Origin of the sequence: Variovorax sp. CCNWLW235, assembly GCF_037204085.1 — a bacterium.
Classification (GTDB): domain Bacteria; phylum Pseudomonadota; class Gammaproteobacteria; order Burkholderiales; family Burkholderiaceae_C; genus Variovorax.
On the sequence record NZ_JBBCBW010000001.1, the window covers coordinates 240,789 to 263,055 of the forward strand.

Genomic DNA, 22,267 nt, shown 5'->3' on the forward strand with positions numbered 1-22,267 from the left:
GGTGCTTCCTTATGCCTTTTCCACATTGCAGACCGTGGTCTTGGTCTCTTGCATCATGGTCACGCTGTCGTAACCGTAAGTCGTTGCGGTGTTGATGGCTTCGCCGCGTACCACCGGGGCAGCGCCCGCCGGGTAGTAGCCGAGCATGTCGACGCCCTGCCAGCGGCCCGAGAAGTGGAACGGCATGAAGACCGTGTCGGGGCCCACGCGCTCGGTGACCAGGGCCTGCACGTTGAGCTTTGCGCCGGTGGGCGTATGCACCCAGGCGCGCTCGCCGTTGCGAATGCCCTTCTCGGCCGCGACCTTCGGGTTGATCTCGATGAACATCTCCTGCTGCAGTTCCGCGAGCCAAGGGTTCGAGCGGGTTTCCTCGCCGCCGCCCTCGTACTCGACCAGCCGGCCCGAGGTCATGATGTACGGGAATTTCTCGTGCACCTTGTCGGCGATGTTCTTCTGCTGCACGGTCTTGTAGAGCGTGGGCAGGCGCCAGAACGCCATCTTGTCGTCGTGCGTCGGGTACTTGGCCATCAGGTCGGGCCGGTTGCCGTACAGCGGCTCGCGGTGCTGCGGAATGGCGTCCGGAAAGTTCCAGACCACTGCGCGCGCCTTGGCATTGCCGAACGGGTGGCAGCCGTGGTTCTTCATGAACACGCGGATCATGCCGCCCGAGCTGTCGGTCTTCCAGTTCTTGCCCTCGGCCTTCGGCTTTTCGGCCTCGGTGAGCTCGTCCCACCAGCCCAGCTTCTTGAGCAGCACGTGGTCCAGCTCAGGGTAGCCGGTGGTGATGTCGGCGCCGACCGAATGCGAGCCGTCTTCGGCCAAGAGGTTCTGGCCATCGCGTTCCACGCCGAAGTTCGCGCGGAAGTTGCCGCCGCCGTCCATCACGTGCTTGGAGGTGTCGTAGAGATTCGGCGAACCCGGGTGCTTGAGCTCGGGCGTGCCGAAGCAGGGCCACGGCAGGCCGAAGTAGTCGCCCGTCATGTCGTAGCCGTTGATCTTGTCCTTGGTGCCGCCCTTGGCCTTGAGCGTGCGCACGTCGAAGGCGCCCATGTTGCGCATGTGAGCCTGCAGCCGCTCGGGGCTCTGCCCCGTGTAGCCGATGGTCCAGACGCACTTGTTGATTTCGCGCAGGATGTCGTCGGGCACGGGCTCGTCCATGCCCTTGACCTTCTGCATCTTGAAGTTCTTGCTCAGTTCCTTGCCGAAGCCCAGGCGGTCGGCGAACTGCTGCATGATCATGTGGTCGCTGCGGCTCTCCCACAGCGGCTCGATCACCTTCTCGCGCCACTGGATCGAACGGTTCGACGCGGTAACGGAACCGCTGGTCTCGAACTGCGTGCAGGCCGGCAGCAGGTAGACGGCGCGGTTCGGATTCTGGTCTTCCGGCCGGCCGGGCATCGCGGCCATGGCCGCCGTTGCCGAAGGGTACGGGTCGACCACCACGAGCAGGTCGAGCTTGTCCATGGCGCGCTTCATCTCGAGACCGCGCGTCTGCGAGTTGGGCGCATGGCCCCAATAGAACACGCCGCGCAGGTTCGAGTCCTGGTCGATCAGTTCGTTCTTCTCGAGCACGCCGTCGATCCAGCGCGACACCGTGATGCCGGGCTTGGTCATCATGGCGGGCGATGCGAAGCGGCCCTTGATCCATTCGTAGTCGACGCCCCATGCGGAAGCGAAGTGCTTCCAGGAGCCGTCGACGATGCCGTAGTAGCCGGGCAGCGAATCGGGGTTGGGGCCCACGTCGGTGGCGCCCTGCACGTTGTCGTGGCCGCGGAAGATGTTGGTGCCGCCGCCCGACTTGCCGACGTTGCCGAGCGCAAGCTGCAGGATGCACGACGCGCGAACCATGGCATTGCCGATGGTGTGCTGGGTCTGGCCCATGCACCAGACGATGGTGCCCGGGCGGTTTTCGTTCAGCCAGGTCGCTACCTTGAGCACCTGGGCTTCAGGAACGCCGCAGGCCTCCTCGACCTTGTCCGGCGTCCACTTGGCGAGCACGTCCTCGCGCACCTTCTCCATGCCGAAGACCCGGTCGTTGATGTACTTCTTGTCTTCCCAGCCGTTCTTGAAGATGTGATGAAGCACGCCGAACAGGAACGGAATGTCCGAGCCCGAGCGGATGCGCACATACTCGTCGGCCTTGGCCGCGGTGCGCGTGAATCGCGGGTCGACCACGATCATCTTGCAGCCGTGCTCCTTGGCATGGAGCATGTGCAGCATGCTGACGGGGTGGGCCTCGGCGGCGTTGGAGCCGATGTACAGCGCCACCTTGGCGCCGCGCATGTCGTTGTACGAATTGGTCATGGCGCCGTAGCCCCATGTGTTCGCAACGCCCGCAACGGTGGTCGAGTGGCAGATGCGCGCCTGGTGGTCGCAGTTGTTGCTGCCCCAGAAGCTCACGAACTTGCGCATCAGGTACGACTGCTCGTTGCTGTGCTTGGACGAGCCGATCCAGTAGATCGAATCGGGGCCGCTGGCCTGGCGCAGCTCTTTCAGCCTGGCGGTGATTTCGTCGAGCGCCGTGTCCCAGCTGATGCGCTGGTACTTGCCGTCGACCAGCTTCATCGGATAGCGCAGCCGGTACTCGCCATGGCCGTGCTCGCGCAGCGCGGCGCCCTTGGCGCAATGCGCGCCCAGGTTGATGGGCGAGTCGAACACCGGCTCCTGGCGCACCCACACGCCGTTCTCGACCACGGCGTCGGAGGCGCAGCCTACCGAGCAGTGCGAGCACACGGTGCGCTTGATTTCAACCTTGCCGGCGCCCACCGCGGTGGGACGGGCATCGCCTGCCGCCTCGGCCTTGCGCATCAGCGTGAGTTGGCTGGCAGCCAGCCCCACGCCCACGCCGAGCCCGGAGCGGCGCAAAAAGGCACGCCGGTCCATGGTGGGCAGCGCGCCCGAAAGGCCGCGCCGCAGGCTGTGAATGAACGGAGAAGACTCGCGTTCCCCTTGCCGCGACACGCTGTTCGCGGGGGTCGTTTTCTTGGTCAGCAACATCGTGGGTGTCCGCTTCAGGCCGAAGCGGTCTTGTAGTAGTGCTTGACGTGTTCGCTGAGCGAATAGCCGCCGCCTTTTTCAGGCGCGGGCTTCAGCTCGGGCGCGGCAGCCTCGATGGCTGCGGGGGCCTCGGCCACCTTGGGAAGCACCGAAACCGCGGCGACCGCTGCACCTGCGGTGGCGGCGCCAAAAAAGAAACCTCGACGCGAGGCCGGCTTGATACCGGCCGCTTGGCTGTCCTGCATGTGATCTCCAGGAGTGGCTGGGGGCAAATCAGATGTGAACTGATCTTCGTACATCTGGATACTAGTCTAGACCCTAATTTCTAACAATCGTATTTCTACGGAGCAAAAAGCTCAGTCGAGCATGTCGAAGCCCTGGACTTCGACCTCGGCAAAAGCGCGGGTGAATCCCGCCAGGGACGCGTAGAAATGCGCCTTGGGATGTTGCGCGACCGCGTCGCACAAGGTCGGCAGCCAGGACTGCAGGTGCGCCGCAAAAAACGCCTGCTGCTGCGCGAGGTTGGACACCGCCGCGTCGTCACCGGCAATAAGGTAGCGCATCACCTCGAACAGGCAGGCGACGTGGTCTTCGCTTTCGGACACGGCCTCGTCCCGCGCGAGGCCCAGCCGCGCCAAGTCGGTGCGCAGCTGCGCCAGTGGCTTGTCGTTGAGAAAACCGCTCAGGTAGTGTGAGCCGAACAGGTAGACCTCGGGCTTGCCCATGCCGCCGAAAAGCGCGTCGTATTCGGCATGCACCGCGGCGGCATCGGTGCCGCGCGCCGTGCCGACCAGCTGGCGCCAGGGTTCCTCGAGAAAAGCGCCGGCGGCGGGCGCCTCGGTGGGCGCCACGCTGAAGGCGCCGAGCAACTCGGCGTCGGGCGCGGCATACCAGAGGCGCGCGAGCAGGCCATAGACCTCGGCACGCGCAATCTCCTCGTCCAACGCGGAGGTCATCGGGGGAAACTGGCTCATAGCTGCGTGATCTTCATTTCGTTCTGCGCGCTGTACAGGTCGATGACCCGGCAGTCGCTGCACATCTTGAGCCGCTCGAGCGCCTCGCCCTGGAACATGGCGTGGCCCGCCAGCTTGCCGAGCATCGCTTCGATGGCTTTCTGCGTGCCGAAGGGTTTGCTGCAGCGGATGCAGGCCCAGGGCTTGGCCTCGTTGAGCACCACAGGCTGCTTGCGCTCGGGGGCGGCCAGCAGGCGCGGCACGAGCGCAATCGCGTTCTCGGGGCAGGTGGTTTCGCACAGACCGCACTGCACGCAGTTCTTTTCGATGAGGCGCAGCTGCGGGGCATTCTGGTTGTCTTGCAGCGCGCTGGCGGGGCAGGCGCTCACGCAGGCCAGGCACAGCGTGCAGGTGTCCTTGTTGACGGTGATCGCGCCGAAGGGGGAACCGGCGGGCAGCGGGATTGAGAGGGGTGCGGCGGCATCGTTCGATGGCGCCGCGAGCACGGGCGCTTGCGCCATCAGGTGGTCGAGCGTCATCTCCAGCGTGCCGCGCTTTTCGCCGCCGACGGCAAAGCGTGCCGCAGCGCCCGGCACGCGCTGCCGCGTGGCGCGCAGGCCGGCCAAGGCCGCGTCGAGCGCGGCCGGCGTGGCGGCCTCGACCAGGTGGAAATGCGTTCCGGTGTAGCCCAGGCCTGTGAGCAGCGCCTGCGCAACGGCCATCTGCTTCTTCAATGCGTCGAGGTATTGCGGCGCTTCTTCACCGGTGGAAAGCACCACCACTTGCGAGGCCCCGAAGGCAACGGCACTGAGCCAGAGATCGATGCCGGTGCTGGCGACATGCATCAGCGCCACGGGCAGCACATGCGCGGGCACGCCGGCCAGGCCGTCGCGCTTGCCGCGCTCGAGCTGCGCCGTACGGCCGAGTTGCTCGACCAGCGCCTGCCCGCCCTCTTCGTTGTGCAGCAGCACCGCGGCATCACGGCCGCCGGCTCCCGTGTAGGTAGACAGCAGCGTGCGCAGCTTGCGGCCCTGGTCGGGCGTGCGCGGGTAGGTGTAGCCCAGCGCGCCGGTCGGGCACACGGTGGTGCAGGCGCCGCAGCCCACGCAAAGCTGCGGATTGACGACGATGCGCTGGCGCTCCTTGTCGCTGGAGATGGCATGCGCCGAGCACACCTCGACGCAGGCGTTGCAGCCCACCACCTCATTGCGGCTGTGGGCGCAGAGCTTCTGCTTGTAGTCGAAGAACTTCGGCTTCTCGAACTCGCCCACCATTTCGCGCAGGCGAAGCAGAGTCGACAAGCCCTCGGCATGCGCGAGCCCGCCGGCCAGGTGGAAATACCCCTGCGGCGGCGCATGCCAGTCGATCAGCGCGCTCACGCCCAGGTCGAGCACCAGGTCGAAATCGGCATCGAGCGCCTCGGGCGCGCGGCTGAAGTTGATGGCGCCGGCCACGGTGCAGGCTTTTTCGCAGTCGCGGTTCGAGCCGCATTTCGCCAGATCGATCTGGTAGTCGAGGCCGATCGCCTGGTCGGGGCAGGCGCTCAGGCAGGCGTTGCAGCGCGTGCACAGGTCGAGGTCGATGGGGTTGTCGCGCGTCCAGCGCAGCGAGAACTTGCCCAGCCAGCCTGTGAGCGAGCCGATGCGCCCCGCCATCACGGGCCAGCGGCGCTCCTGCGCGCCGCCGGCGGCGCCCGGGCCGGTGGAAAAGATGGAGACCTGCAGCGAATCCGCCACCAGCGCCGCGGCCTTCTCGGCCTGGTCGAGCGGGCCGACGATGAGCAGCCGGCCCTGGCTCACGTAGCTCACGGTCGAAACGGGCTCGGGTTCGGGCAGTTGGGCCAGCGCCAGCAAGGCGGCAATCTTGGGGCTGGCGTTCTTCGCGTCGCGGCTCCAGCCGCCGGTTTCGCGGATGTTCACGAAGCGGATCGGCGAGGTCGCGCCTTCGGTCTGCTCGGCCAGCTCGGTGAACAGCTTGCGCTCCTGCGTGCAGGCAACCACCACGTCGTCGCCCGAACGGATGGCGCGCTGGAAAGCGGGCGCCTCGCGGCGGCACAGGGTGGAGTGAAGGGGCAGCGACTCAGCCAGCGCCGCGCCGAGCGTCTTCGGCTCGAGCGGCATCGTCTGGTTGCAGTCGCAGATCAGCGTTGTGGTCATCGGTCTTCTGGCTTGCGGGCTGCGCATCGGCAACCTGCTGGCTGGGGAGGGAATCTCCCGGGTGCTCTGACTGTGCCACGTCCGTGGGCGCAGCGTCTTGCGGGGTTTCCGCTGATTTTCCGGCAGTTTCCTGCGCTTTTTTTTCTTCGTCCTCGTCGTCGTCGAACAGCTTCAGGAACTTGGCGCTCGCCATCTGGCGCAGCACGTTGCCCGGTATCGGCGTCGACTGGGAGTAGTCGTCTATATAAGTGTCCATGCCGTCCATCACGTTGAACTGCGGGTCGGCAAAGAGCTTCTTGAAGGCGGTGTTCTTCACCTCGGGTGCGACGTTCCTGCCAACGAAGGGGCGAAAGTCGGACTCGGGCGTGAGCGCCTGGGCGTCGGCCAGCGTGGGCTGGGGAATTTCGGGCTGGCTTTCGGCGGGAAGGGCTGCCGCTGCCTCGGGCGCAATGGGCACGGGCATGGCGGTTCCGGCGAGTGCATCCGCCGGGTGTTCGGCCTCTTGCGCAGCAGCAGGAGCCGGTGCCTCTTCACGGGCTTCCTTCTTGCGCCGCGACCACCGGTCGAAAAAATTCTCAGGCATCGCCTGCTCCGCGTCCGCGCTTTTTCTCGGTCGACACGCTGGCCGCGTTGCCGAAGCGGTCGACCAGCGGGCGGAAACTCTCGGGCCGCTTGCGGCGCTTGGGCTCGATCACGTAGTGCGCCTGGACGAAATCGCGCATCCACTCGATCACCTCTTCGGGCGCGGGCACCTGCTCCACGGTTTCCTGCGCATCGAGCCAGCGGCCGGCCTCGTTGTAGCTGAGGCTCACCACCACCGGCCTTGCCAGCGGCTCGTCGGCGATGGTGGGCTCTTCGTCCATGCGCCACAGCACAAACCAGCAGGGCGCGGGCGTGGTGGCGTTCAGGTGGTAGCCCTCCACATCGTCGCGGAACAGTTCGGTCTTGAAGCCCGGGTGCAGCCAGCGCTGCGTGTTTTCTCCCGCTTCGAGCAGGCGCGGCTCGGCGCCGAAACCGGGCTGGTCGGGGCCGACGCTTTCAAGAATCCAGCGCCAGGACTGCCAGCGGCTTTCGACGCGCTCGCGGCGCATCACGACGGCAACATCAATGGAGGGATTCATCCGCCAATCGTAGCGCCGCGGCATGGCGCTTCTGGTTTGAGGGTCATCCGCGGTGGCTGGCCGGCTTTGCGTTGCTCAGGCGCTCGCCGCGCCCTGCATCAGCAGGCTGCGCAGCTTGCGGTGCAGGGGCGTGGCTTCGGCGGCCGGCACGCCGCCCGCTTCGCGCAGCGCAATGTCGCGGCTCTCGGCGTTGTGCAGATCGATCTCGCGCACCACGCGGCCGTTGTCGTAGACAAACGCCACGTCGGCCAGGGCCAGCACGTCTTCGATGTCGTGCGTGATCATCAGCACCGGAATTCCCCATTCGCGGCGCACCTGGGCCAACTCGCTCCGCAGTTCGCTGCGCAGCATGGGGTTGAGCGCGGCAAAGGGCTCGTCGAGCAGCAGCACCTGCGGCTGGCAGGCCAGCGCGCGGGCCAGCGCCACCCGCTGCTGCTGGCCGCCCGACAGCTTTTGCGGCCGACTGTCGGCCAGCGCCGCCAGACCGAAACCTTCGAGCAGCGACTGCACCATCTCCGCCTCGCGCGGCGGCAGCTTGCGCCGGTGCCACGCGGTCAGGCCGAAGGCCACGTTCTCGCGCACCGACAAATGCGGAAACAGCGCGTAGTTCTGGAACAGGTAGCCGATGCGCCGCTCCTGCGTGGGCACCTCGATGCCGCGCGCGGAATCGTAGAGCGTGCGGCCGTCGAGCCGCACATGGCCCGCGGAAGGATGCAGCAGGCCCGCAATGGCCTGCAATGTGAGCGTCTTGCCAGCGCCCGAGGGACCGTAGAGCACGGCAAAAGGCACATCGGTCGCGAAGCGCGCCGCCAGATCGAAGCGGCGGGTGCCGTCGGTGACCGTGAGCTGCAGGTCGACGTCGATCATGGCCTGGTGAACCCGTAGCGCGCAAAGATTTCGCGCGCGGCATCGCTGGAAAGAAAGGCGATGAAGTCCGCGCCCAATGCCTTCTGCCTGCTATCGGCCACCACGGCGGCGGGATAGGTCACGGGCATGTGGCCTGCGGGCGCGAACGCAACCTTGACCTTGTCGCCCGCCATGGCCGCGTCGGTGCGGTAGACGAACCCGGCCTCGACCTCGCCGCGGGCCACGTAGTCGAGCACCTGGCGCACGCTGTCGGCCTGCACGAACTTCGGCTCGAGCACGCTCCAGAGCCCCGCCCCTTCCAGCACCTGCCGCGTGTAGCGGCCGACCGGCACGGTCGCCGTCTTGCCGATCGCGATTTTTCTCACGCCCGCGCCGGCCAGGTCCTGCAGCGATTTGATGCCGGCCGCATCCCTGAGCGGCTCGATGAGCACCAGGCTGTTGCCGGCGAAGTTGCGGCGCGTGTCCGCGTCGACGAGCTTCTGCACGGCGGCACGGTCCATGGTTTCCTGGTCCGCGCTTGCGAACACGTCGACCGGCGCGCCCTGCGCGATCTGCTGCAGCAGCACGCCCGAGGCCGCAAAGTTGAAGCGCACCCTGGCGCCCGGCTGCGCGGCTTCGAACCTGGGGCCCAACTCCTTGAATGCGTCCGTCAGGCTGGCTGCGGCGGACACGGTGATCTGCTGCGCCGCCGCGCCCAGCGGCAGTGCCATGGCCAGGAGAAGAGAAAGGAGGCGGAGCGGGCGCATGTGGTTTTCGGGTTGGAGAGGGTCCGCTCAGCGCAGCGAGAAGAACCGGTTCGACAGCACCAGCACCGTGATCGACAGCAGCGAGGTCACCGCCACCAGCAGCAATGCCAGGTCGTCGTTGCCGGATTGCGCGGCGTCGTAGATCGCCATCGAGAGCGTCTGGGTCTGCTTGGGAATGGAACCCGCCACCATGAGCGAGGCGCCGAATTCACCCATGGCCCGCGCAAACGCGAGCAGCGTGCCGGCCAGGATGCCTGGCCAGGCCAGCGGCAGCGTGATGCGCACGAACACCGAGAACGGCGACTGGCGCAGCGTGCTGGCCGCCGCTTCGAGCGAGCGGTCCACGCCCGCAAACGCGGCGCTGGCCGACTTCAGCACCAGCGGCAGCGCCACCACTGCCGACGCGACGACGGCGCCGTGCCAGCTGAAGATGATGCTGTAGTCCAGATGCTCGCGCAGCCAGCTGCCCAGCGGGCTGCGGCGCCCCGCGGCCACCAGGATGGCGTAGCCGATGACGGTGGGCGGCAGCACCAGCGGCAGCATGCATACGGCTTCGAGCACCGAGCGGCCCGGAAAGCGCTTGCGCGCGAACACCCAGCCGAGCGCCACGCCGGCAATGAGCGCCAGCAGGGTCGCGACCGAGGCCACCTTGAGCGACAGCACCAGCGGAAACCAGTCGGTCGAGGCGATGAGGGCATTCGTCGTATTCATGAAGATACAACGCAATTGTTGCACGAACGCCCTGCCCCTCGAACAGGCCTTTGTGGAAGATGCGGGAAGACGCCGCCGATATCCCTCCGGATACAGCGCGCGGGAGAGCGAATCAGGGCGCGAGCAGGCGCGTCAGCGCGCGGACGTCCGCCGCCGTGGCCAGGCGGGCGGCGTTTTCGATGGCCCGGTAGTGCTTGACGATTTCTTCACCCACGGGCGTGAGCGCGGTGCCGCCGCCGCGCGAGCCGCCGGCCGCGGTGTTCACGGCCGGGGAACTGAGGGCGTTGTTCATCTCGTCGATGAGCATCCAGGCGCGCCGGTACGACATGCCCAGCTTGCGCGCCGCTGCCGAGATCGAGCCGGTCTCGGCCACGGCTTCCAGCACGTCGATCTTTCCGGGGCCGAAGGCGATGCTGTCGTCCCTGTAGATGCGAAGGCGAAACTGGACTCTGGTTTTCATGCCGGTGGTGGTGAGCGGTGCGGAAGACGGGCAAAGGTTAAACCATACCCGCGCCCACGCCCTCACCTCCGCCCGCGTCAATCCACCTTTGCCAGCACGCCTGAACCGGTTCCGTACCCAGCCGCCGCTACCGGCTGGCCGCCGCGTGCAATGCGCACCGCGCAGTACTTGAACTCCGGAATCTTGCCCATGGGGTCGAGCGCGGCGTTGGTCATCAGGTTGGCCGCCGCCTCATAGTAGGCAAAGGGCACGAACACCGCGCCGCTCGGCGTGCCGTCGTCGCGCCGCACGTGGATGGCCACTTCGCCGCGCCGCGACTGCACCGTGATCACGTCGCCGGCCTGGAGCCCCAGCTTCAGCAGGTCGGCCTGGTTCATCGAGGCGGTCGCCATGGGCTCCAGCGCGTCGAGCACAGTAGCGCGGCGCGTCATGCTGCCGGTGTGCCAGTGCTCGAGTTGCCGGCCCGTGATGAGCACGAACGGGTATTCGGCATCGGGCCGCTCGTTGGCCGGAATGATGTCGGCCGGCACCAGCTTCACGCGGCCGTCGGCGGTCGGGAAGTCGTCGATGAACACGGTCGGCTGGCCCGGGTCTTCCTCGCTCAGGCAAGGGTACGTCACGCTCGAATCGCGCTGCAAGCGCTCCCAGCTGATGCCGCTGATCACCGCATGCATGGCCTGGCGCATTTCCTCGTAGACCGCGGCCACGCCCGCTTCTTCGCCCTGGTAGTTCCACGCGAGGCCCATGCCCTTGGCAATCTGCTGGATGATCCAGAGATCGGGCCGCGCATCGCCCGGCGGGCTGAGCGCGCGCTTGCCCAGCTGCACCATGCGGTCGGTGTTGCTCACCGTGCCGGTCTTCTCGGGCCAGGCGCTCGCGGGCAGCACCACGTCGGCGAGCCACGCGGTCTCGGTCATGAAGATGTCCTGCACCACCAGGTGCTCCAGGCTCGCGAGCGCATGGCGTGCATGGTTCAGGTCGGGGTCGCTCATGGCGGGGTTCTCGCCCATGATGTACATGCCGCGCACCTTGTGCGGATCGGTATCCGGCGCCAGCGCCTTGTGCATGATCTCGACCACGGTGTAGCCCGGCGTTGCGTCCAGCGGCGTGCCCCAGAAGTTCTCGAACCACGCATGCACCGCCGGGTTGTCGACGCGCTGGTAGTTGGGAAACATCATCGGGATCAGGCCCGCGTCGCTCGCGCCCTGCACGTTGTTCTGGCCGCGCAGCGGATGCAGGCCCGAGCCGGGCTTGCCGATCTGCCCGGTCACGGTGGCCAGCGCAATGAGGCAGCGCGCGTTGTCGGTGCCGTGCACGTGCTGGCTCACGCCCATGCCCCAGAGGATCATCGAGCCCTTGGCGGTGGCAAAGGCGCGCGCCACTTCGCGCAGGGTTTCGGCCGGCACGCCGCAGATGGGTGCCATCGCCTCGGGGCTGTAGCCCTTCACGTTCTCGCGCAGTGCCTCGTAGTTGCTGGCGCGCGTGCGCACGAACTCCTGGTCGACCAGGCCTTCGTCGATGACGGCGTGGATGAGCGCATTGAGCATGGCCACGTCGGTGTCGGCCTTGAACTGCAGCGTGCGCCAGGCGTGGCGGCTGATGTCGGTGCGGCGCGGGTCGGCCAGCACGATCTTCGCGCCGCGCTGCGCTGCGTTCTTCATCCAGGTGGCGGCGACCGGGTGGTTGGCCGTCGGGTTGGAGCCGATGACGAAGATCAGCCCCGCATGCTCCACGTCGTTGACCTGGTTGCTCACCGCACCCGAGCCCACGCCTTCGAGCAGCGCGGCCACGCTCGATGCGTGGCACAGCCGCGTGCAGTGGTCGATGTTGTTGCTGCCGAAGCCCGTGCGCACGAGCTTCTGGAACAGGTAGGCCTCTTCGTTGCTGCCCTTGGCCGAGCCAAAGCCCGCGAGCGACTTGGCACCGTAGGTGTCGCGCAAGCCCGAGAGCTTGCCGGTGGTGAGCGCGAGCGCTTCTTCCCAGGTGGCCTCGCGGAAATACTCGCTCCAGTCGTCCGGCCGCGGCGTATCGCCAAAGTCCTTCGGCGCGCCGGCCTTGCGGATCAGCGGCTTGGTCAGGCGCTGCGGGTGGTGCGCGTAGTCGAAGCCGAAGCGGCCCTTCACGCACAGGCGGTTGTGGTTGGCCGGGCCGTCGCGGCCGTCGACGCTGACGATTTTTTCGTCCTTCACGTTGTAGGTCACGAGGCAGCCCACGCCGCAAAACGGGCACACCGAATCGACCTTGCGATCGACCTCCTGCGAGCCGATGTGGCTCTTGGGCATGAGCGCGCCCGTGGGGCAGGCCTGCACGCATTCGCCGCAGGCCACGCAGGTGCTGTCGCCCATCGGGTCATCCAGGTCGAACACGATCTTGCTGTCCGCGCCGCGCATGGCGTAGCCGATAACGTCGTTGACCTGCTCTTCGCGGCAAGCGCGCACGCAGCGGTTGCACTGGATGCAGGCGTCCAGATTGACGGCCATGGCCGGGTGCGAAATGTCGGTCTTGGGCTGTTCGCGGCGCAGGGCCTTGAGCTCGGGTCGCACCGCGATGTCGAGCTTTTTTGCCCAAGCGCTGAGCTCGCCGTGCTGCTGGGCGGCGTCGTCGCCGATCCATTTGTAGCCCTGGTCGGGCATGTCGGACAGCAGCATCTCCACCACCATCTTCTGGCTCTTGAGGGCCCGCTCGCTGGTGGCCTTTACTTCCATGCCGGCCGTCACGTTGCGGCAGCAGCTGGGCGCGAGCGTGCGCTCGCCCTTCACCTCGACCACGCAGGCGCGGCAGTTGCCATCGGGGCGGTAGCCGTCCTTGAAGCACAGGTGGGGAATCTCCACGCCGTGGCGCTCGGCCGCCTTGTAGATGGTCTCGCCGTCAAAGGCCTGAATGGGCTGGCCGTCGAGCGTGAATTCGATGGTTTGCGGCATGAGCTCCGCGAGCTTGGACGGGGCGTTCATACCACCTCCTCCGGAAAATATTGCTGGATGCAGCGAATCGGGTTGGGGGCCGCCTGTCCGAGTCCGCAGATGGAGGCATCGCCCATCACCTGCGCCAGGTCTTCGAGCGTGGTGTTGTCCCATGTGGGCGCCTGCATCAGCGCCGCGGCCTTGGCGGTGCCGACACGGCATGGCGTGCACTGGCCGCAGCTTTCATGCTCGAAGAAGCGCATCACATTCAGCGCGGCATCGCGTGCGCGGTCATGCTGGCTCAGCACCATCACGGCGGCCGATCCGATGAAGCAGCCGTAGGGCTGCAGCGTGTCGAAGTCGAGCGGAATGTCGTTCATGCGCGCCGGCAGAATGCCGCCCGACGCGCCGCCTGGCAGGTACGCATACAGCGAGTGGCCATCGAGCATGCCGCCGCAGTATTCGTCGATGAGTTCCTGCACCGTGATGCCCGCGGGGGCGAGCTTGACGCCCGGGTGCTTCACCCGGCCGCTCACGCTGAAGCTGCGCAGGCCCTTGCGGCCGTTGCGCCCGAAACCGCTGAACCAGGCCGCGCCTTTTTCGACGATGTCGCGCACCCAGTAGAGGGTTTCGAAGTTGTGCTCCAGCGTCGGGCGGCCGAAAAGGCCCACCTGCGCGATGTACGGCGGGCGCATGCGGGGTTCGCCGCGCTTGCCTTCGATGCTTTCGATCATGGCCGACTCTTCACCGCAGATGTAGGCACCCGCGCCGCGCCGCAGTTCGATGCGCGGCAGCGCGCACGGCGGATCGGCCTGAAGCCGGGCCAGCTCCCGTTCCAGCAGCGCGCGGCAGTCGTGGTATTCGTCGCGCAGGTAGATGTAGCACTGCTCGATGCCGACGATCTGCGCCGCCACCACCAGGCCTTCGAGAAAGCGGTGCGGATCGCGCTCGAGGTACGTGCGGTCCTTGAAGGTGCCGGGCTCGCCTTCGTCGATGTTCACCGCCATGAGCCGGGGCGCAGGCTGGTCGCGCACGATGCGCCACTTGCGCCCCGCCGGAAAGCCCGCGCCGCCAAGGCCGCGCAGGCCCGAGTCTTCCATCGTCTTGATGATGGCCTCGGCGTCTTTCTTGCCGTTGACCAGCGCTGAAGCGAGTGCGTAGCCGCCGTTCGCGCGGTACGTGGCGTAGTCGGTGAACGCCGGCATGCGCTCGATGGCGCCGGGCAGCGGCGAGACGCTTTTCAGCGCGAACTCGGCCGCATCGAAATACGCAACCGTGGCTTCATCGGGGTCGGACTTCAGCGCCTGCAGCACCTTCGCCGTGGTCGCGAGCGGCACCGCCTGGCGGTCGACGACCACCGCGGGCGCCTGCTCGCAGCGGCCGACGCAGGGCGCCGCAATCACGCGCACATCGTCGCCGTCCACGCCCAGCAGTTCGGGCAGCCGCGCCAGCAGATCCTTGGCACCGGCCAGCTCGCAGGCCAGGCCGTCGCACACGCGCACGGTGAGGCCCGGCACTTCGTCGCCGCCGCGCACCACTTCGAAGTGGTGATAGAAGGTCGCGACCTCGTACACCTCGGCCATGGGGATGTTCATTTCCTTCGCCAACGCCACCAGGTGGCGGTCGTGCAGGCACCGGAAAGCGTCGTTCAGCTTGTGCAGGTGCTCGATGAGCAGGTCGCGCCGGTGGCCCTCGGCGGGGCGCACGCCGATGAGCGTGCGCACTTCGAGCAGCGCCGCCTCCTCGGGCTGCCGGCCCTTGAGCTTGCTCTTGCGGCGGATGCGGTCGCGCATCTCGTCGGCAGTGGCAAGCGGCACGATGGTGTGCGTCGGGGCCGCCTTGGTCGTCTCGCGGGTCGTGGCTGGGTGGTTGTTCACTGCCTGGGCCTTTTCTCGATGTCTCGGAACTGCCCCCAATGCTTGAGGGTTGACCGAGTGTGTGGGGCGGCCCTGGGCCCGTCAAATTCGATCGGAGCATCGATCGATTCAATAACTAAATGGTGGGCCGGGCCTGGGCCCGCCGCGCCCGCCGGCCGGTTATTCGCCGAGCGCGCCGCTGTGCAGCCGCACCTGCTCGCGCCAGGCCGGCGTCTGCAGGAATACCAGGGCGGCATCGAGCGCCCGCGAGGGGCGCACGCCGGTCTGGGTCATGAAGCCGAGCGGCGTCTTGACCTCCGGCCCCACGAGCGGCAGGGCCTCCAGCTCACGGTAGCTGCGCACGGCCGCGACCATGGCGCCGGGCAGCACGCTGCTCACGGTGCCCGCCAGCACAGCCAGGGCAAGGGTAAGTACCGAGTTGGTCTCGATGGCCGGGGCCACGGCCGTGTCGGCTTCGCGCAACGCCTGGTCGATGATGGAGCGGTTGTGCATGTCGGGCGTGAGCAGGCACAGCGGCAGCTTGCCGGCATCGGCCCACGACATCGGCTGGCCGATGCGCAACCGGTCGGCCGAGGGCCGCTCGGCGCGCCGCAGCAGGTAGTAGTGCTCCACGCTCTGCGGCCAGGCCGTGAGCTTGATGCCCGGCAGGTGCATGCGTTCGGTGTAGCCGAGCGCCAGGTCGACCGAAAGGCTTTCGAGCCCTGTTTCCAGCTCTTGCGAGCTCATCGACAGCACGGCCGGCACGATGCCCGGGTGCAACTCGTGCAGCATTGCGGCAAAGCGCGACAGCATGGGAATGGCGGTGGGCACCGCCGCCATGCGCAAGCGCCCGCGCGGCTGGCCCTCTTCGCTGCGCAGCTCCTGCAGCAGCACCTCGTTGTCGCGCAGCATGCGCTGCGCCGTGGCCAGCACCCGCTCGCCCTCGTGCGTGAGGCCCACGTACACGCGCCCCCGCTTCACGATGACCACGCCGAACTCGCTTTCGAGCGAGCGCAGCGCGTTCGACAACGCCGGCTGCGTGATGTGGCAGGCCTGCGCCGCGCGCCCGAAATGCTTGTGCTCGCTCAGCGCCACCAGGTAGCGCATCGAAGCAAGCAGATTCACTTCGCCTGCTCCGGCACGCGTTCACTGAAGCGGGGCAGGCGCACCATTCTTCAGGTGTTCTTGCTGATGGAGATGGTCGGGAACTTCGACGAGAAGTCCTTGGCCTTCTCGGCGATACCCACGGCCACTTGCCGCGCAACGGCCTTGTAGATGCCGGCCACTTCGCCGTCGGGGTCGGCCACCACGGTGGGCTTGCCGCTGTCGGCCTGCAGCCGGATGTTGATGTCCAGCGGCAGCGCGCCGAGGTATTCCATCTCGTACTGCGCGGCCATCTTCTTGCCGCCTTCGGAGCCGAAGATGTGCTCCACATGGCCGCAGTTGGAGCAGATGTGCACCGCCATGTTTTCGACGATGCCCAGGATCGGCACGCCGACCTTCTCGAACATCTTGATGCCCTTCTTGGCGTCGAGCAGCGCGATGTCCTGCGGCGTGGTGACGATCACCGCGCCGGTCATGGGCACGCGCTGGCTCAGCGTGAGCTGGATGTCGCCGGTGCCAGGCGGCATGTCGACGATCAGGTAGTCCAGGTCTTTCCAGTTGGTCTGGCGCAGCAGCTGCTCCAGCGCCTGGGTGGCCATGGGGCCGCGCCAGATCATGGCCTCGTCCTGGTCCACCAGAAAGCCGATCGACATGACCTGCACGCCGTGGTTCTCCAGCGGCTCCATGGTCTTGCCGTCTTCGCTCTCGGGCCGTCCTTCGATGCCCAGCATCATCGGCTGGCTCGGGCCGTAGATGTCGGCGTCGAGCAGGCCCACGGCCGCGCCTTCGGCCGCCAGCGCCAGCGCCAGGTTGGCGGCCGTGGTGCTCTTGCCCACGCCGCCCTTGCCGGATGCCACCGCAATGATGTTCTTCACGTTGGGCATCAGCTGAACGCCGCGCTGCACGGCATGGCTGATGACCTTGGTGACGATGTTGACGGAGACGTTGCTCACGCCCGGCGCCGTCTTGGCCGCCGCCACCAGCGCCTTGCGCAGGGCCGCGTGCTGGCTCTTGGCCGGGTAGCCGAGCTCCAGGTCGAACGACACGTCGCCGTCTGATATCTGCAGGTTCTTGAGCGAGCGCGTCGCCACGAAATCCTTGCCGGTGTTCGGGTCCTGGACGGCCTTGAGCGCGTCCATGAGCCCTTCTGGGGTGAGTGCCATTGATCTAACTCCTGAATGGCGGGTAGTCTAGTGGCTCGCCCGGCGCCTCCGCGCACTTCGTGCGGCTTCGCCTTCCTGCACCTGGGGGCAACGCCGGCGGCCCGGCGAGGCAGGATTTCCCGAGAACCCGGGAGCGCAAGCCCCTTTTCAACAGACAACAGCAACAAGAAGATGCCCGAGACACCCCCCGCCACCGGTCTCCTGCTCACCGGAGGCGGCGCCCGGGCTGCCTATCAAGTCGGCGTGCTCGAAGCCATTTCCGAAATGCGGCGAACGGCCGGTTTCGCAGGTGGGCCCAATCCCTTTCCCGTGATCACCGGCACCTCGGCCGGGGCCATCAACGCCGCCGCGCTGGCTTGCGGCGCCGACGATTTCGACGGAGTGGTCGCGCACATTGCCCAGGTCTGGCGCAACTTTCACGCCGGGCAGGTCTACCGCGCCGATTCGCTCTCCGTGCTCGGCAGCGGCACGCGCTGGCGCATGCTGCTCGGGCTGGGGCGATTTGCGGCCAACTGGATGCGCATCAAGCCCCGCTCCCTGCTCGACAACGCGCCGCTGGCCGACCTGCTGGCCCGCATGGTGCCGCTCGACCGGCTGCCGCAGCTCATGCAGCAAGGCCACCTGCAGGCGCTGGCCGTAACCGCGTCGAGCTACAGCTCGGGCGAGCACGTCACCTTCTTCGAGGCCGCCGCGCCGATGGAACCCTGGGTGCGCTCGCAGCGGCTCTCCGTGCGCGACCGCATCAGCCATGCGCATCTGCTGGCCTCGTCGGCCATTCCCTTCGTGTTTCCGGCCACCGAGCTGCCGATGCAGGGGCATACCGAATATTTCGGCGACGGCTCGATGCGGCAGTCGGCCCCCATTGCCGCGGCAATCCACCTGGGCGCCCAGCGCATCCTGGTGATTGGCGCGGGCCGCATGCATGAGCCGCGCGACACCGACGCGCCCAACACCTACAGCGGCTATCCCACCATGGCGCAGATCGCGGGCCATGCGCTGTCGAGCATCTTTCTCGATGCGCTGGCGGTGGACATCGAACGCCTGCGGCGCATCAACCACACGCTCGGCCTCATTCCCGAGGAAGCCCGCAAGTCCAGCTCGCTGCGCCCGCTCGACCTGCTGGTGATTTCTCCGTCGGAGCGGCTCGACGTGATTGCTGCGCGCCATGTCGATGCGCTGCCCGGCGCGGTGCGCCACCTGCTCGGTGGCTCCAAGGTTGCGGCCGACGTGAAGGGCGGCGCGCTTGCGAGCTACCTGCTGTTCGAATCGGGCTACACGCGCGAGCTGATGGCGCTGGGTCGGGCCGATGCGATGCGGCAGAAGGATGAAGTTCTGCGGTTCTTCGGGTGGGACGCCGCCGCCTGAGGCAGATCAGCGCGCGCCGCCGCCGTTTGCGGACAGGCCCGCCAGGAGCAGATCCAGGCTCGCATGGAACTCGCTGTCGGCCGTGCTGCTGGCGGCCGCGTTCGCAATGTCGATCAGGTGCGCGAAACGCTCTTTCGGCAAGGCCCTGAAACGCGCGATGGTGAGCTCCGCCGATTCCGCGGCCCGCAGCGCCAGCGGCCCGGCCAGCTCGGCTTGCGCAAGCCCCGTGATCAGCGCCGACACCGCGCGGAATGCGACAAGCAGCCCCTCCCCCGAGCGCCCGCTGCGGGCCAGCGCGCGCAGCATCGCCTCGGTCACCTCGAACACCGCCGGCGACCGGCTTCGGCGCGTGAGGATCAGCGGAATGGCATGCGGATGCGCCCGCACTGCCTGCCACAAGGCGGTAGCGATCGCACGGACTTCGTCCTGCCACAGCGGGTAGGCGTCGGCCGCCCAGCGCGCCTCGCCGATCACCGCCTCCACCACCAGCAGATCGATGTCCTCGCGCTGCTTCACGTAGTTGTAGAGCGTCATGGCGCCTGTGCCGAGTTCGGCGGCAAGCGCGCGCATGGAAAGCCCCGCGAGCCCTTCCCGGTCGACAAGGGCCAGTGCGGCGGCCTGGAGCTGCGAATGCGTGAATTTGGCGGGTCGTCCCATGGAGGCGGATGTTGACGCAGTTTGAAAGAGGCGAGTATATTTGAATACGTACACCGTACGTTTAAGGAAATTCAAATGAAACTCGCGCCCGGGGATGTGGCCCCCGTCATTGCCGCAAGCACCATCCATGGCAAGCCGGTCGATCTTCCGGACCCGATGTCGCGCTATGTGCACCTGCAGTTCCGTCGGTTCGCGGGCTGCCCCGTGTGCAACTTCCACCTGCTCACCATGGGCAGGCGCCAGGCGGAAATTGCCGCCGCGGGAATTCGCCAGGTCGTCTTCTTTCATTCGTCGCGCGAAGAAATGCTCAAGTACCAGGCGCAGCTGCCGTTCGACTGCGTTGCGGACGCTGGCAAGAAGCACTTCAAGGCGTTCGGGGTCGAGACGTCCGTGCGGGCGCTGCTGAACCCTCGCGTCTTCTGGAGCGGGCTGCGGTGGGTCCTGGCGACCAGGCGCTTCTATACCCGGGCCGAGAACGGCATGCTGGGCCTGCCGGCGGACTTTCTCGTCGACTCACACGGGCGCATCGCGGCCTGCAAGTACGGCGTGCACGCCGACGATCACTGGGACGTGGACGAATTGCTGCAACTGGCCAGGAAGACGCAGGCTGCGTCGGCGAACCCGGACGACGCGCCAGTCGTGCCGGCTTGACCAGGCCGACGTGACCAGACCGACGTGAAGGGCGGCGAGCTCGCGAGCAATCTGCTGTTCGAGGCGGGCTACACGCGCGAGCCGATGGCCATACCCTCGCGCGCCAGCCACTGCCGCTGCGCCTCGACGACCTCTTCGCCCGAACGCCCGGTCAGCGTGCGGTACACCCCGGGCGCGGTCGCGCCTTCGGTGCTGATCAGCAGCACGCGCGCATCGGCACCCAAGCCAGCGGCGCAGCGGGCTTCAGGGTCGGCCGCCAGCACCTGCAGCGCCGCCAGGCCGGCCGAGCCGGATTCGCCGCTGAGCACGGGCACGTCGCCCGCCTCGCCGCTCGCAAGTGTGCGCATCGCCCGTTCGGCCTGTGCGTCGGTCACGGTCATGAATACATCGACAGCCGGTTGAAGAAAGCGCCACGCGAGCGGCGAGGTTTCGCCGCAGGCCAGCCCCGCCATCACCGAATCGACCGAACCCGTTGCACGATCAGCCCGGCCGTTGCGCGCACTTTGCAGCAGGCAGTCGGCCTGCTCGGGCTCCACCACGATGAAGCTCGGCCGCGCCGCGCCGTAGCGCTCCCAGAAATGGCTCACTACGCCTGCGGCCAGCCCACCCACGCCGCCCTGCACGATCACGTGGGTGAACGGGCACGGCGCGCCGGCAGCCACGTTTTCGAGCAGTTCGTCGGCTAGGATGCCGTAGCCCTGCATGACGTCGCGCGGCACCTCTTCGTAACCGTCGTAGGAGGTGTCGGAAACCACCTCCCAGCCATTGACCCGGGCAAGGCGCGCAGCCTCTTCCACCGACTCGTCGTAGTTGCCGGCGATGCGTACGATCTCCGCGCCGAGAGCGGCAATCGGCGTTTCGCGTTCCTTGCTGACCTGTGCGTGCAGCACGATGACGCAACGACAGCCGAGGCTTTGCGCGGCCGCTGCGAGCGCGCGGCCGTGGTTGCCATCGGTGGCACTGACAACCACGAAGTCGCGCAGCGATGCCGCGTGCCTGCCTGCCAGCAGTTCCAGGGGCGTCCATCCCCGGTCGGACCAACGACGCAGCACGAGGCGCAGCAGTGCAACGGGCGCGCCCAGCACCTTGAAGCTGCCGAGCGCCGAGCGTTTCGACTCATCCTTGACGACCAGCTGGCCAACGCCCAGTTGCGCTGCCAGCCGGGGCAGAGGCCATGCCGGCGTCGGATGCGGCTGAAGCCGGCTCCAGTGCGACAGCCACTGCCGGCTCTGCTGGCCGCGCGCGATGTTCATCACTTCGCTCAACGATTCGTCATATGCGCGGCGCCGCGCCCGGGGGTTGGTGAACAGCATGCGGTCAGTCTTTGGTTGCGGTGTTTCGGGGAAGGCGCAGCCGGACGATCTCCGCGAAATAGCGGGCGCCCGTTGCAAGCACCTCGTCGTTGAAGTCATAGCTGCCGTTGTGCAGCGGCGTGCCGCCCGGCTCGCCCTCTGCACCGTTGCCCAGGAATACGAAGGCGCCAGGCACGGCTTTCAGGAAGGCACCGAAATCTTCGGAAATCATCATCGGCGCCACGTTGGCATCGATGTTCCGGGCGCCCACGATGGCCGTGGCGGCGGCCATCGCCGTCGACACGCATTCGGCCCAGTTCACGGTTGGGGCAAACTCGTGCGTGTAGCTGAAATCGCATTCGGCACCGTGCAGGCGGCAGATGCCCTCGCTGATCTCCTGCATGCGCTTGGCCAGCATCTGCTGCACCGCCGGGTCGTAGCTGCGCGTATCGCCCTTGATGACCACGTTCGACGGAATTGCATTGCGAATACCGTCGGTGATGAACTCCGTGCAAGAGACCACCGCCTGCGCGCCCGGGTCGAGCGTGCGCGACACGATGGTCTGCAGCGCCAGCACGATCTGCGCACCGATGACGATCGGGTCGATGCCCATGTGTGGCCGCGCGGCATGCGTGCCGCGGCCCTTCACGTGGATCACGAAGTTGTCTTCGCTTGCCATGAGGCCACCGACTCGTGTGGCGATGGTGCCCGCGCGCATACCGGGCATGTTGTGCAGGGCGTAGATCTCGTCGACCGGAAAGCGCTCGAACAGGCCGTCGTCCATCATCGCCTTTGCGCCGCGACCGTGTTCCTCGGCGGGCTGGAAGATGAAGCGCACGGTGCCATCGAAATCCTGCCGCTCGCGCAGCAGCTGTGCCGCGCCGAGGATGATCGACATGTGGCCGTCGTGGCCGCAGGCGTGCATCTTGCCGGGAGTGCCGGAGGCGTAGGCGCGGTCGGTCGGCAGCTCGGTGATGTCGAGCGCGTCCATCTCGGCGCGCAGGCCGATCACGCCCTTGCCGTGGCCCACCTTGAGGTTCGCCACGAGGCCGGTGCCACCGATGCCGGTGTGCACCTCGAGGCCCAGCGCCTTCAGCACCCGCGTAACGAAAACCGAGGTCTTCGCTTCCTCGAAGCCGGTCTCGGGAATGGCGTGAAGCTGCCGCCGCCAGCCGGTGAGCGTTTTGCGCAGGGGTGCATCGATGAGGTTCATGGTGAGATGCTATTGACAACGCGGCGGGATGGGCGCGCAAAATCGCCGCCTTCGA

General features: G+C 67.2%; 19 protein-coding genes. 2 read left to right on the forward strand and 17 right to left on the reverse strand.

The window, feature by feature from the left end:
- Positions 1 to 9: 9 nt before the first annotated feature.
- From V9L21_RS01215 to apbC, 14 genes are all read right to left on the reverse strand, one after another.
- Positions 10 to 2,997, reverse strand: a complete 2,988-nt coding sequence (locus V9L21_RS01215; protein ID WP_337308443.1) for a formate dehydrogenase subunit alpha — start codon at positions 2,995 to 2,997, stop codon at positions 10 to 12.
- Positions 2,998 to 3,011: 14 nt separating this feature from the next.
- Entirely contained in the window at positions 3,012 to 3,242 is a 231-nt protein-coding gene (locus V9L21_RS01220; RefSeq protein ID WP_337308445.1) for a formate dehydrogenase, read from the reverse strand.
- A gap of 111 nt (positions 3,243 to 3,353) precedes the next feature.
- Positions 3,354 to 3,971 (reverse strand): TorD/DmsD family molecular chaperone, encoded by a 618-nt coding sequence (locus tag V9L21_RS01225; RefSeq protein WP_337308446.1) that lies wholly within the window; start codon positions 3,969 to 3,971, stop codon positions 3,354 to 3,356.
- Complete coding sequence (locus tag V9L21_RS01230) at positions 3,968 to 6,106, reverse strand: 4Fe-4S dicluster domain-containing protein (RefSeq protein ID WP_337308448.1); 2,139 nt, start codon at positions 6,104 to 6,106, stop codon at positions 3,968 to 3,970. The genes V9L21_RS01225 and V9L21_RS01230 overlap by 4 nt, the downstream gene beginning before the upstream one ends.
- Entirely contained in the window at positions 6,030 to 6,689 is a 660-nt protein-coding gene (locus tag V9L21_RS01235; protein WP_337308450.1) for a DUF3306 domain-containing protein, read from the reverse strand. The genes V9L21_RS01230 and V9L21_RS01235 overlap by 77 nt, the downstream gene beginning before the upstream one ends.
- Positions 6,682 to 7,251 (reverse strand): DUF3305 domain-containing protein, encoded by a 570-nt coding sequence (locus V9L21_RS01240; protein ID WP_337308452.1) that lies wholly within the window; start codon positions 7,249 to 7,251, stop codon positions 6,682 to 6,684. The genes V9L21_RS01235 and V9L21_RS01240 overlap by 8 nt, the downstream gene beginning before the upstream one ends.
- Before the next feature lie 51 nt (positions 7,252 to 7,302).
- Entirely contained in the window at positions 7,303 to 8,094 is a 792-nt protein-coding gene (locus tag V9L21_RS01245; RefSeq protein ID WP_337308454.1) for an ABC transporter ATP-binding protein, read from the reverse strand.
- Positions 8,091 to 8,840 (reverse strand): molybdate ABC transporter substrate-binding protein, encoded by a 750-nt coding sequence (modA, locus tag V9L21_RS01250; protein ID WP_337308455.1) that lies wholly within the window; start codon positions 8,838 to 8,840, stop codon positions 8,091 to 8,093. The genes V9L21_RS01245 and modA overlap by 4 nt, the downstream gene beginning before the upstream one ends.
- Positions 8,841 to 8,867: 27 nt before the next feature.
- Positions 8,868 to 9,551, reverse strand: a complete 684-nt coding sequence (modB, locus tag V9L21_RS01255; protein ID WP_337308457.1) for a molybdate ABC transporter permease subunit — start codon at positions 9,549 to 9,551, stop codon at positions 8,868 to 8,870.
- Between the two features lie 112 nt (positions 9,552 to 9,663).
- The gene (locus tag V9L21_RS01260; RefSeq protein ID WP_157615313.1) at positions 9,664 to 10,011 is read right to left on the reverse strand and encodes a winged helix-turn-helix domain-containing protein; all 348 of its coding nucleotides are present in this window, start codon (positions 10,009 to 10,011) and stop codon (positions 9,664 to 9,666) included.
- A gap of 77 nt (positions 10,012 to 10,088) precedes the next feature.
- Complete coding sequence (gene fdhF / locus V9L21_RS01265) at positions 10,089 to 12,962, reverse strand: formate dehydrogenase subunit alpha (protein WP_337308459.1); 2,874 nt, start codon at positions 12,960 to 12,962, stop codon at positions 10,089 to 10,091.
- Positions 12,959 to 14,704, reverse strand: coding sequence for an NAD(P)H-dependent oxidoreductase subunit E (locus tag V9L21_RS01270; protein ID WP_337308846.1), 1,746 nt, complete (start codon positions 14,702 to 14,704; stop codon positions 12,959 to 12,961). The genes fdhF and V9L21_RS01270 overlap by 4 nt, the downstream gene beginning before the upstream one ends.
- 243 nt (positions 14,705 to 14,947) lie before the next feature.
- Positions 14,948 to 15,892 carry a LysR substrate-binding domain-containing protein gene (locus V9L21_RS01275; protein ID WP_157615319.1) on the reverse strand — a complete coding sequence of 315 codons (945 nt, stop codon included), beginning with the start codon at positions 15,890 to 15,892 and terminating at the stop codon, positions 14,948 to 14,950.
- Positions 15,893 to 15,942: 50 nt separating this feature from the next.
- Positions 15,943 to 17,034, reverse strand: a complete 1,092-nt coding sequence (gene apbC, locus V9L21_RS01280; protein WP_337308461.1) for an iron-sulfur cluster carrier protein ApbC — start codon at positions 17,032 to 17,034, stop codon at positions 15,943 to 15,945.
- A 171-nt stretch (positions 17,035 to 17,205) separates the two neighbouring features.
- On the opposite strand from apbC, the gene V9L21_RS01285 reads away from it, so the two are divergent.
- On the forward strand, positions 17,206 to 18,399 hold the full coding sequence (locus V9L21_RS01285) for a patatin-like phospholipase family protein (RefSeq protein ID WP_337308463.1): 1,194 nt from the start codon (positions 17,206 to 17,208) through the stop codon (positions 18,397 to 18,399).
- A 6-nt stretch (positions 18,400 to 18,405) separates the two neighbouring features.
- Here the strand turns inward: V9L21_RS01285 and V9L21_RS01290 are convergent, their stop codons facing one another.
- On the reverse strand, positions 18,406 to 19,056 hold the full coding sequence (locus V9L21_RS01290) for a TetR/AcrR family transcriptional regulator (RefSeq protein ID WP_337308465.1): 651 nt from the start codon (positions 19,054 to 19,056) through the stop codon (positions 18,406 to 18,408).
- A gap of 75 nt (positions 19,057 to 19,131) precedes the next feature.
- On the opposite strand from V9L21_RS01290, the gene V9L21_RS01295 reads away from it, so the two are divergent.
- Positions 19,132 to 19,707 (forward strand): redoxin domain-containing protein, encoded by a 576-nt coding sequence (locus V9L21_RS01295; RefSeq protein ID WP_337308467.1) that lies wholly within the window; start codon positions 19,132 to 19,134, stop codon positions 19,705 to 19,707.
- A 68-nt stretch (positions 19,708 to 19,775) separates the two neighbouring features.
- Here V9L21_RS01295 and V9L21_RS01300 read toward each other — a convergent pair whose 3' ends face one another.
- Together V9L21_RS01300 and V9L21_RS01305 are read right to left on the reverse strand one after the other, a co-directional pair.
- Positions 19,776 to 21,020, reverse strand: coding sequence for a diaminopropionate ammonia-lyase (locus V9L21_RS01300; protein WP_337308469.1), 1,245 nt, complete (start codon positions 21,018 to 21,020; stop codon positions 19,776 to 19,778).
- Between the two features lie 4 nt (positions 21,021 to 21,024).
- A complete protein-coding gene (locus V9L21_RS01305; RefSeq protein ID WP_337308471.1) occupies positions 21,025 to 22,212 on the reverse strand; it encodes a M20 aminoacylase family protein in 1,188 nt (395 codons plus the stop codon).
- Positions 22,213 to 22,267: the final 55 nt, after the last annotated feature.